The sequence below is a fragment of the Brachybacterium sp. p3-SID957 genome (assembly GCF_025144775.1).
In the GTDB taxonomy this organism is placed as follows: domain Bacteria; phylum Actinomycetota; class Actinomycetes; order Actinomycetales; family Dermabacteraceae; genus Brachybacterium; species Brachybacterium epidermidis.
The window spans coordinates 1-9,891 of the sequence record NZ_JALXKT010000089.1 but is presented as its reverse complement, the minus strand read 5'-3'; the positions used below and the strand labels follow the sequence as shown (position 1 = coordinate 9,891).

Annotated in this window: 7 protein-coding genes, 3 pseudogenes and 1 other annotated feature; of the genes and pseudogenes, 8 read left to right on the top strand and 2 right to left on the bottom strand. The window is 68.1% G+C overall.

From position 1 onward, the window contains the following. Nucleotides 1-882, bottom strand: an 882-nt coding sequence (locus tag M3B01_RS13955; protein WP_259793071.1) for a MauE/DoxX family redox-associated membrane protein, incomplete at its 3' end; no start/stop codon positions are given. A 271-nt stretch (nucleotides 883-1,153) separates the two neighbouring features. Further along, nucleotides 1,154-1,768 (bottom strand): hypothetical protein, encoded by a 615-nt coding sequence (locus M3B01_RS13950; protein ID WP_259793068.1) that lies wholly within the window; start codon nucleotides 1,766-1,768, stop codon nucleotides 1,154-1,156. Nucleotides 1,769-1,952: 184 nt separating this feature from the next. Here M3B01_RS13950 and M3B01_RS13945 point away from each other — a divergent pair, with 184 nt between their 5' ends. The 8 genes and pseudogenes from M3B01_RS13945 to M3B01_RS13910 all read left to right on the top strand — a co-directional run. After that, the gene (locus M3B01_RS13945) at nucleotides 1,953-3,386 is read left to right on the top strand and encodes an aldehyde dehydrogenase family protein (RefSeq protein ID WP_259793066.1); all 1,434 of its coding nucleotides are present in this window, start codon (nucleotides 1,953-1,955) and stop codon (nucleotides 3,384-3,386) included. Between the two features lie 202 nt (nucleotides 3,387-3,588). Further along, nucleotides 3,589-4,811 (top strand): IS3 family transposase gene (locus M3B01_RS13940; protein ID WP_259793063.1). Its coding sequence is split into 2 segments (ribosomal slippage): nucleotides 3,589-3,868 and nucleotides 3,868-4,811, totalling 1,224 coding nucleotides; the frame shifts between segments, so codons are not numbered across the junction. Next, nucleotides 3,858-3,960: a sequence feature (AL1L pseudoknot), on the top strand. (Overlaps the previous gene by 103 nt.) Before the next feature lie 541 nt (nucleotides 4,812-5,352). Then, nucleotides 5,353-5,849: pseudogene (locus tag M3B01_RS13935) on the top strand (transposase); the annotation flags it as partial. Nucleotides 5,850-5,940: 91 nt separating this feature from the next. Then, entirely contained in the window at nucleotides 5,941-6,360 is a 420-nt protein-coding gene (locus M3B01_RS13930; RefSeq protein WP_259793060.1) for a hypothetical protein, read from the top strand. A gap of 263 nt (nucleotides 6,361-6,623) precedes the next feature. Beyond that, nucleotides 6,624-7,001 (top strand): annotated as a pseudogene (locus tag M3B01_RS13925) (transposase); the annotation flags it as partial. Further along, nucleotides 6,907-7,788, top strand: a complete 882-nt coding sequence (locus M3B01_RS13920; RefSeq protein WP_311203233.1) for an ATP-grasp domain-containing protein — start codon at nucleotides 6,907-6,909, stop codon at nucleotides 7,786-7,788. The pseudogene M3B01_RS13925 and the gene M3B01_RS13920, both read left to right, overlap by 95 nt. A 1,074-nt stretch (nucleotides 7,789-8,862) precedes the next feature. Further along, the gene (locus M3B01_RS13915) at nucleotides 8,863-9,033 is read left to right on the top strand and encodes a hypothetical protein (protein WP_259793058.1); all 171 of its coding nucleotides are present in this window, start codon (nucleotides 8,863-8,865) and stop codon (nucleotides 9,031-9,033) included. A 510-nt stretch (nucleotides 9,034-9,543) separates the two neighbouring features. Continuing rightward, nucleotides 9,544-9,705 (top strand): annotated as a pseudogene (locus tag M3B01_RS13910) (integrase core domain-containing protein); the annotation flags it as partial. Between the last annotated feature and the right edge of the window lie 186 nt (nucleotides 9,706-9,891).

Below are 9,891 nucleotides of genomic sequence, written 5' to 3'. Positions count from 1 at the left end.
GCCGAGCGCGGTGCGGGCGGTGAACTGCAGGTCGTGCAGCGCGTGGTCGGTGACCCGGTCCGTGGTCTGCTTCCGCAGCTGGCTCAGCGGGCGGGAGAAAACGAACCGCACCTGGAGCGTCTGTTCCAGCTCGGCGATCCACTCCTCAGCGTGGTCCAGCACTCGCTCGCACGGCCCGCAGCCCTCGGTGACGAACACCAGCAGAGCCGCGCGCTGCGCGGTGAGCTGGGTGAGGGTGGTCAGGCGGCCGTCGGGCTGCTGCAGCACCGCCGCCGGGATCGGGGAACGCTCGTAGTCCAGCAGCTCGTCCTCTTCTAGAACCGGCTCCGCAGAGGCGGAAGCGGCTGGGGCGTCAGCATCGGGCGCGGCGACGCGTCCCCCGATCGTGGCCGCGGTAAGCACGATCGCGATCAGCAGCGCCATCCCGAGCCCGATCAATTCCATCGGGTCCTGCACCAGGAGAGTGGTCATCGCACCGGTTGCGGCCGCGACCATCGCCAGCACGCCCAGCACGCTGAGGATCACGTTCCGCACCAGCGTGGTGCGGGAGACGGTGGGGGAGGCAAGGGTGCCGAAGCAGGAGCACTGCACCTGCTCCTCGAAGGTCAGCGCCCGCGCGATGATCACCAGATAGGCGAACATCAGCAACGTCACGACACCCGCGATCAGCATCTGCAGCGGGGGCACCGGGATCCACAGCGCCAGCGCGAGCACGATCTCCATCATCGGAAGCACCGAGGCGACCGAGGCGTGCATCGCCGGCAGCGGGAGGCGCAGCGAGCGCATCGCATCCTGGGTCCCTTCGCGCGCACCGAGCTTCGCGAGCCCGGAGATCAGCAGGGTGATCGACAGCAGGATCGGTGCCGACAGCAGCACAGCCATTCGGGAGCCTCCTCGCATCGGCCCGGCCTTCGGGACGGCGTCGCCTCCATTGTCCGGCATCGACGCCCGTCGGAACGGGGACGGACTAGCCGTTCGCCCACGGCGCATCCGACGCCGTCCGCGGCCGGGGACGATGAGGGAGCAGAGCGCCTGGATCTCGGCCGAGCGACCGGTCCTCGTCCTCGCTCTGCTCGGCGACGGGTGACGGCTGGCCGGGACGTAGGGCGCTGCCGCAGTCCGACACGCGACATTCGAGGCCAGCTGGGAAGTTTCAGGCGGTGACGGTGGGAGTGAAGGTGACCGGGGAGATCGTGATCTCCGGGGAGGAGGGGAGGGTTGCCTGGACACCCTGGCGATAGCCGATCTGGAGAGAACTGATCGGCTCCTCCCAGGTGAGCGTGACGGAATATTCGGGACCGGTGAAGTCTCCGTTGACGTCGTCCTTCGCGCGGAAGGGTTTGCTCGGTGTGCCGCTCCCGGTGACCTTCGTTCCGGCAGAGAATGCTGTGAACGCTGTGCTGTTGGAGGGAACGTAGACCTCTTCAAGATGGTGGACCCCGAACCCGTTGCTCTGATCGATCCCGTCAATGGTGAGCGAGACGTGTGAGACGGGGGCGGAGAAGTCGAGAGTGACAGTCTGCGCCGCATCGCCGGTGGTGAGCTGCTTGCTGACCAGCTTCAGTCGACCCTCGCCGGTCGGAGTCCAGTTGCCGCTGGGGTTGACCCCAGACGGGCGGGCAAGGCTCGCCGTGACCTTGACGCCGTCGACCGTCTGGGTCGGTTGATTGGCCAAGGTGCGGTTGGGCGCGCCGAAGCCGCTCCACAGCATCGTGACCGGCGTCGCGCTCGCCGCCACAGCGGGCGCCGCCGAGCTCACGGCGATCACGGGCAGGGACCAAAGGGCGCCCTTGGCGAGTGATCGACGGGGGAACGAGGTGCCCTGCACGGGATGCTCCGATCTTCGGTTCCGAGAAAAATGACGACTGACTCCAATTTAGGGAAAAAACCGTCCGGTCATCATCTGGAGACGAAGGTTATGGGGTCGCGATCCCGGCTCGTACCCTGGAGCCATGTCCACCGATGCGCACCAGGCCGCTCCCTCCGCCCTCGACGCCGTCCGACGAGGCGAGATCCTCGCCGACGTCGCCGCGCTGCGGGACTCCTTCGACGCCGGCACTACCCGGTCGCTCGAGGCGCGGATCGCGCAGCTTGACGCCCTCGCCCGCGGCCTCCGCGCCGAGCGTCCCCGCCTGCTGGAGGCCCTCGAGCTGGACCTCGGCAAGTCCCGCACCGAGTCGCTGATCACCGAGCTCGGTGTTGTCACCCAGGAGATCGCGCATGTGCGCAAGAACCTCCGTGTGTGGCTGCGACCGGAGCGCTTCGGCCCCGGCCTGCTGCTCGCGCCCTCCAGCGGACAGATCCGCCGTGAGCCTCTCGGGACCACGCTGATCATCTCCCCGTGGAACTACCCTGTGAACCTTGCACTTGCCCCGCTGATCGGCGCGATCGCCGGCGGGAACACCGCGATCCTCAAGCCCAGCGAGGTCGCCCCGGCTACCTCCGCCGCCCTCACGCACCTGATCCGCTCCCACCTCGACCCGGCCTGGGTGAGAGTCGTCGAAGGCGCCGTCGAGGAGACCACGCTCCTGCTCGAGCAGCGCTTCGACCTGATCTTCTACACCGGAAACGGCGCTGTGGGGCGGATCGTCGCCCGCGCCGCCGCCGAGCACCTCACCCCCACCGTGCTCGAGCTCGGCGGGAAGTCGCCGGTGTTCGTCGATGCGGGTACCGACCTCGCCACCACCGCCCGCCGCATCGTGTGGGGGAAGTTCACCAATGCCGGGCAGACCTGCGTCGCCCCGGACTACCTCATGGCCACCCAGGCCATGATCGATCGCCTCGTGCCCCACCTGCGCCAGGCGACGATCGCGCTGTACGGCAGGGACCCGCGTCGCTCCCGCGACTACGGTCGGATGGTGAACCAGAAGCACTTCGACCGCGTGCTCGCCCTGATCGACGACGACAAGGCCGTGCTCGGCGGCACCACCGGGGCCGACCGCGAGGCCCGGTACCTCCCGCCCACGATCATGACCGGCGTGGACTGGGACGACCCGGTGATGGGGGAGGAGATCTTCGGTCCCGTGCTCCCGCTGCTCGAAGTCTCTGGTCCCGACGAAGCGATCGCCCGCATCAATAGGGGCGAGAAGCCGCTGACCGCCTACGTGTTCAGCCCCCGATCCGAGATCGAGGAGCGATTCATCGCCGAGACCTCTTCCGGTTCCCTCGCTCTCAGCCACACCCTCGCCCACCTCGGCTCCCAGACGATGCCCTTCGGCGGGGTGGGGGAGTCCGGGATGGGGAAGTACCACGGCCGCGCGAGCCTCGAGGTGTTCACCCATGCCAAGCCCGTCGTGAAGAAGCCGCTGCGACCCGACACGCTCCGGCTGGTCACCCCGCCGTACCGCGGGGCGAAGCGGGCTCTGCTCGGACAGTTGTTCCGTTGACTCACTACGGGAACGCGAAAAATCGATCTAACCCGGACGCAGCGCGCCGTGCGGTGTGACACAACGACTGAACAAGGCCGCGTGACCGTTGCGCCGGTTTAGGTTGAATCGTACCTTCGCTACCGTTTAGTACGTCCCATTTCCGAGCCGGGTGTGAAGCGCCCTGGGTTCCGTTCCGAGTCTCAGCAAGGAGAATCGGAGCATGCCCAAGAAGTTCAGTCCAGAGCTGCGTGACCGCGCCGTGCGTATGGTCTACGACCGTCAGGCCCGCGAGGGCGGTCCCCGTGCAGCATCGATCCGTGCGGTCGCCCCGCAGCTCGGTGTCGGCGAGGAGACGCTGCGGATCTGGTGCAACCGTTGCGGCCCCACCGAACCAGCCGGCCCGGGAGAGCCACTCGAGGAGGAGAACCGCCGGCTCCGGCGAGAACTCGCCGAGGCGAGACGCGCGAACGAGATCCTGAAAGCCGCCTCGGCGTTTTTCGCAGCGGAACTCGACCGCCCCACGACGAAGTGATCGCGTTCATCGACATGCATCGCGATCAGTTCGGGGTCGAGGCCATCTGCCGCATCCTCGGTGCGACAGAACGTGGGTTCATCACCTCCCGCAGATACCGCGCCTCCAAGAACAGGAATGCTTCCGCGCGCAGCGTTCGGGACGAGATCCTCATAGAGGAGGTGCAGCGGATTCACCAGGAAAACTACAGCGTCTACGGGGTCCGGAAGACGTGGCACGCCATGCAGCACGCGGGATGGGACGTCGGCCGAGACCAGGTCGCGAGGCTGATGAAGATCGCAGGCCTCCAGGGCGTTCGCCGAGGCCGCAAGCCCGTCACCACCCACCCCGAAGCCGGAGACGATCAGCGTCCCGACCTCGTGGAACGGAGGTTCGTTGCGGACCGGCCGCAGCAGCTCTGGGTTGCCGATATTACCTATGTCCGGATACTCACCGGATTCTGCTACGTCGCGTTCATCACCGATGTCTTCAGTCGGAGAATCGTCGGTTGGGCGGTCGCGCCCACCCTCCACACGGAGCAGCTGCCATTGCTCGCACTGGAACACGCGCTCCTCGCCACCGGGGTGAGCCGGAATGAGAGCGGATTGATTCACCACTCCGACCGGGGCAGTCAATACGTCTCTCTCGCCTACTCAGACGCTCTTCTCACCGCAGGTGTGAAAGCGTCTGTCGGCACCGTCGGCGATAGCTACGATAATGCTCTGGCAGAGACGGTGAACGGCCTCTACAAGGCGGAGCTGATCTACTCCAAGCGGATCTGGGAGTCGGTCAGCGAGGTCGAGCTTGCCACGATGGGATGGGTCCACTGGTGGAACACGGCCCGGCTCCACGAAGCTCTCGACTGCCGCACCCCAGCAAGCGTCGAAGCGTCCTACACTCACCCCACGACGACCGCGCCCGCGACCGTCTAACCACGGAACGAAACCCAGGACGCTTCAGGTGTGGGTCGAGTCCGCACGCCGTGCCCGTGAGGAGCCATCAACACCAGGAGGGCGCCAATGACCGGCTCCGATCCCATCCCATCCGTCGGCACCTGCTGCGGGGCGCGGCCTGGGTTGCCCCTGCGGCCGCTGTGGCTGTTGCAGCGCCCGCGGTCGCTGCCTCGCCAACGCCTCTCTTGGGAGGCATCCTCGCCGTGTCGTCCATCACGGGCAGTGGCCCCTCGGGTCGTACGCAGACCATCACCATCAACGGCAGCGCTGCTTACCCGACGGCGGGCATCTGGATGGAGAATGTCCCGGCCACCCCCGAATCCCACCGCGGCACGCTCCACGCTCTACCTCCCCGCTGCGGCATATGCGGGCCTCAAGTGGGGGCAGGTCGGAACTGACCAGACGTGGACGATCCCGGCGCCGTACAGCACCGCGCGCCCCATCAACGGTTACACCGCATATACCACCACCTACTTGAATCGGCCCAGGTTTGATGCCGCTGCTGTTTGAGTCGGGAAGGATGGACAGGCAGCCGTGGAAGATCGATTCCCAGCTGCGCGTGAGGTGTGTGCGGCTTGTCAGGGAACACCAGCAGGAGTACCCCACTCTGACCGCCGCAGTCACTGCGGTCGCTCGGCAAGAAGGCGTCTCGCGGGAGTCAGCACGGCGCTGGCTCGCGCAGGCCGAGGTCGATGACGGGACCCGCCCCGGCATCACGACCGAGGAGTCTGCCGAGGTCAAGCGCCTGAAGGCCGAGAACAAGCGGCTTCCCGAGGACAATGAGATCCTTCGTCGGGCTTCGATTTTCTTTGCGGGGGAGCTCGATCCCCGCAACCGTTGATCTGCGCGTTCATCGACGAGATGAGAGCCGAGGGCTACGCAGTCGAGCCGATCCTTCGCGTCCTGAGCCAGCAGGGCCTTGCGATCGCTGCACGGACCTACCGGGCCTGGAAGCGCCCGGCCCGCATCGCTGAGCGCACCGTCGCAGACGCCCTGGTAGAGGACAAAATCCGCGAGTAGAGTCCGAAGTGCTCCACTACGAGGCCCTCACCCCAGGGCCCGAACCCGCAAAGTAGCGGCAGAGAACCCGGGCCGATTCACCATCCGCGTGGCGCTCCTGGGGGTGACTATTCAGGGAACGCTCGCCGAAGTGGTGGACGGATCTGCCGTGGCGATCGAGGTCTTCCGGCTGGGCTGGCAGCCGGTGACGCCGGCAAACGATGTCCTCTCGACTCTCGTCGGTGGAATCGTCGGCGTCGTCGAGGGTGCGGTGGACCTAGCATTCAGTCGTGACGGTGTTCTCGACACGGCTCTCGACGAGGTGAACCAGCTCCTCGACGTGCTCTTCAGTGCTTTCGGTGACGGCGGTGTACTCGCGTTGACGGTGAATGCACAGAACGAAGCCGCCGAGTCGAGCTTCGTGCCGCCAGCGGAGTACACCGCGATCGAGCGCGGTAGATTCGACATCGCCGCTCTGCACGTCGCCCTGCTGGACGGTGGTTCCCCGTCGGGTCTGCTGAATCTCTAGGTTGCTCGCGGCTCCGTCGGTAAGAACACGCCGCGTTGACTCCCCCGGCGTGACCCTCGATTTCGGGGGTTACGCGTGGGGTGGCGTTTCCCGCGCGTTTCCGGCGCCCGCCTCCGCCGGCTGCTCGCAGATCTCCTGCACGAACTCGATCACCGCTCTGCCGTCGTTGACGGGGCCGCCGGCGAGCTGGCCGTCGGCCCCCAGTAGCACCGCACTCGGCGCGCTCGTACCGCCGAGCGCGGTGCGGGCGGTGAACTGCAGGTCGTGCAGCGCGTGCCCTGATCACGGTCGTCGCGGACTGCTATCTCGCAGGTGTCTCCACGCGTCGCATGGACGAGCTCGTCTAACCCCTGGGCATCAACAGTCTCTCGATGTCGCAGGTCAGCAGGATGGCAGCAGATCTGGACGAGCACGTCGAGCAGTTCCACCACCGGCCGCTGGACGAGGCCGGGCCCTGCACCTTCGTCTCCGCCGACGTGCTGACCATGAAGGCCCGTGAAGGTGGCCGCGTGATCAACGCTGTCGTCCTCCTAGCCACCGGCGCCAATGGCGACGGGCACCGCGAAGTGCTCGGCATGCGGGTCGCGACCAGCGAGACCGGAGCTGCGTGGAATGGCTTCTTCGTCGACCTTGTCGAACGACTACGAGCTCATGCACCTCCATGTCGCCACCGACCTCGCCGATCGGATGCGCGAGCGCGGCATCCTCGTGCCCGGCGTCGACCGCGCCTGGCAGCTCGGCTGCGCCGACAAGCTCCGCATGGCCCAGCTGCTCGAGGGCATCGGGATGCCCACCCCGCGCACCGTCACCGGCGACGACGAGGCCGGCATCGCCGAGATCCCCGCCGCCTCCGAGAGCCTCGTGGTCAAGCACCGCCTCGGCAGCGGCTCCTCCGGGCTCGCGCTGGTCCCGGCCGACGGGGTCCGCGCCGCGATCGACGCAGCGATCGACTCCGCCCCCGCCCCGGCCGACGGCTCAGCCCCCAGCGGCCAGGATGTCGTGGTCCAGCCCTGTCTGCCCGGGCTCGAGCACGGCGTGGACATCGTGGGTGATCTGCGCGAGCCCGGCGAGCTGCGGGCCGTGCTCGCCCGCCGCAAGGTGCGCATGCGCGCCGGCGAGACCGACAAGGCCGCCTCCGTGGATCCCGCACCCTTCGTCGCCAACGCCGAGAAGATCGCCCGCGCGCAGCTCACCGGACTCATCGACACGGACATGTTCCTCGCCGAGGGCGGCGAGCCCTCCGTCATCGACATCAACCCCCGCTTCGGCGGCGGCTACCCCTTCGTGCACCTCGCCGGGGCCGACGTCCCCCGCTACTACCTCGCCCGTGCGCTCGGCCTCGAAATCGACGAGGACTGGCGGGAGTACGCCCCCGGCGTCATCTCCGCCAAGCACGACAGCGTGCGCGTGACCTCGACGGAGGCTTGACCCTGTCACCTGCGGTCCTCTTGCGGCTGGATAGGGGCGGAGCCTGCGATCGGGGCCTCCTGGCCGGACTCGACGGCGCCTATACTTGATCAAGACCACCGAGCCCGTGAGCCTCGGAACTCGCAGCCAGAAAGGCACCAGGCATCGATGACCACACCACACCAGCCCATTTCCCGACGGAGACTGGCCCGCACGGCGGCATGGGCGGTGCCGGCCGCAGCCGTGGCAGTCTCCGCCCCCGCTGTCGCCGCCTCGCCCTTCCAATGCCCGTCGCGGACGTTCACGGCCACGAGCCCCCGCTCCGGGTCGGATCCGACCACCGGGACCTGGAGGGTCCCCGCCGGGGTGACGCGGATCTGTGTGACCGTGGTCGGCGGCGGGGGTGGAGGCGCCGCCAACGGCAGTACTGGAGGCGCCGGGACCCGTATCACCGGTGACCTGGCGGTGACGCCGGGCGAGGTCCTGTCCTGGACGGTCGGCGCAGGAGGGGTGCGACCGACGACCACGGGCGTTCGCGTGCCCCCGAACGCAACCGGCGGTGGAGGATATGGCAAGGGCGGCGACGTGATCTTCAGTGCGGAGTCCGCCGGGGAGGCGACCAACAACAACGTGAGTGGATCAGGGGGTGGGTCCTCGGCCATCGTGATCGGCACGGAGGTGCTGGTCGTGGCAGGGGGCGGCGGTGGCGGTGGGGGCTCGGTGCTGACCTCGTCCGGGTACCCGCAGTTCAGCGGTGCCGTGGCGGTCGGCGGTTCGGCCGGAGCGAATGGCGGAGGATCGGCGACGTCGCACCCGAACGTGTCGAGCACCACGGCCACGACCAACGGGGGACGCGGCGGACCCGGCGGATCCGGCGGGCCCGCCGGCACAGGCGGACCCGCCGGGACCACGTCCGTCGGCCCTTCCCAGACGCAGCTCAGCGCCGTGCGCACGGCGGGTGCAGCCGGTACGGCGGGCGTCACGGGGAACGGTGCGAACGGTGTCCAGACGGCTTCAGCCACCACGTCGCACGTCTCCGCCGGAGGCGGAGGCGGCTACGGAGGCGGCGGGAGCGGAAGCTGCACGACCCTGCGAGTGCGGGACAACGCTTCCACAGGGACCGCATCGATCTCCTTCGGCGGCGCCGGTGGATCAGGAGGCAGCTATCGCAGCCCCCGGTTGAACAACAGCACTGTCTCCGCGGCCGCCAACGGCGCGGCGGAGGCGGGCACCCGTCGCCCGGGCTCCATCACCATCAACTTCTGAACCGCCGGCACGGCGAAGCGCCCGTCGTTCGCCGACCGCTGGCGCTCCTTCCCTGAAGCGCCGTCTCCTGTCGCTGGAGACGGCGCTTCGTGCCGTCCGGGCGCTGATCGGACTGCCGGTGCGGCTTGCATGACTACGCAGGCCGCAGCGCTGCCCCCTTGCGCCCGGCTCATGGTCGCCGCTCTCCGGCCGTCGGTCAGCCGGCGGCTACTTGCCGGGAATCTGTGGACCGGCTTCACAAGGATCAGAACCTGACGGATGGTACGAACCGGCACCAGGCGGGCAAAGCGGACATCGACTGTGACGTCGCAGGTCCGAGAGGTTCGCACCATCGGAAGAGGGGGAGTCGTGTCAATCATCTCTCTGCATGCCGTCCTGTGGCCCGCAGCATCCAGTCCGCGACGGATCAGCGAGGACGGGCAGCCCATCCGCGATGCCGGCCCCGACACCCTCTACGACCGGGACCTCCATCCCGCGCCGGTGCCGTTTAACCGTTCGACCAGCGCGTTCATCTCCCGGCACCAGCGCACCCGGGCCTACACGCCCCGGCACAACGGGAAGATCGAGCGCTACCAGCGGCTGATGAGCGACGAGTGCCTCTACGCCCGCCGCTACGAATCCGAGAACCAGCGCCGCGAAGCGATCAGCGTCTGGAACCACCACTACAACTACTGTGAGTCTTGGGGCGGCTGGTCTGGAACTGGCTGGCAGGGTGAGCGTCGTGCTGCTTCCGCGCCGAGGCCGTGGCTCTTACAACTATTCGCCCCCATCGGGTGCGTTTCGATGGACATGTCCGGCTCCGGCGTGGGGTGGCCGGCGCTCGCCCGGCCCACTCCGATGGCTTGATCAGAAGACTGT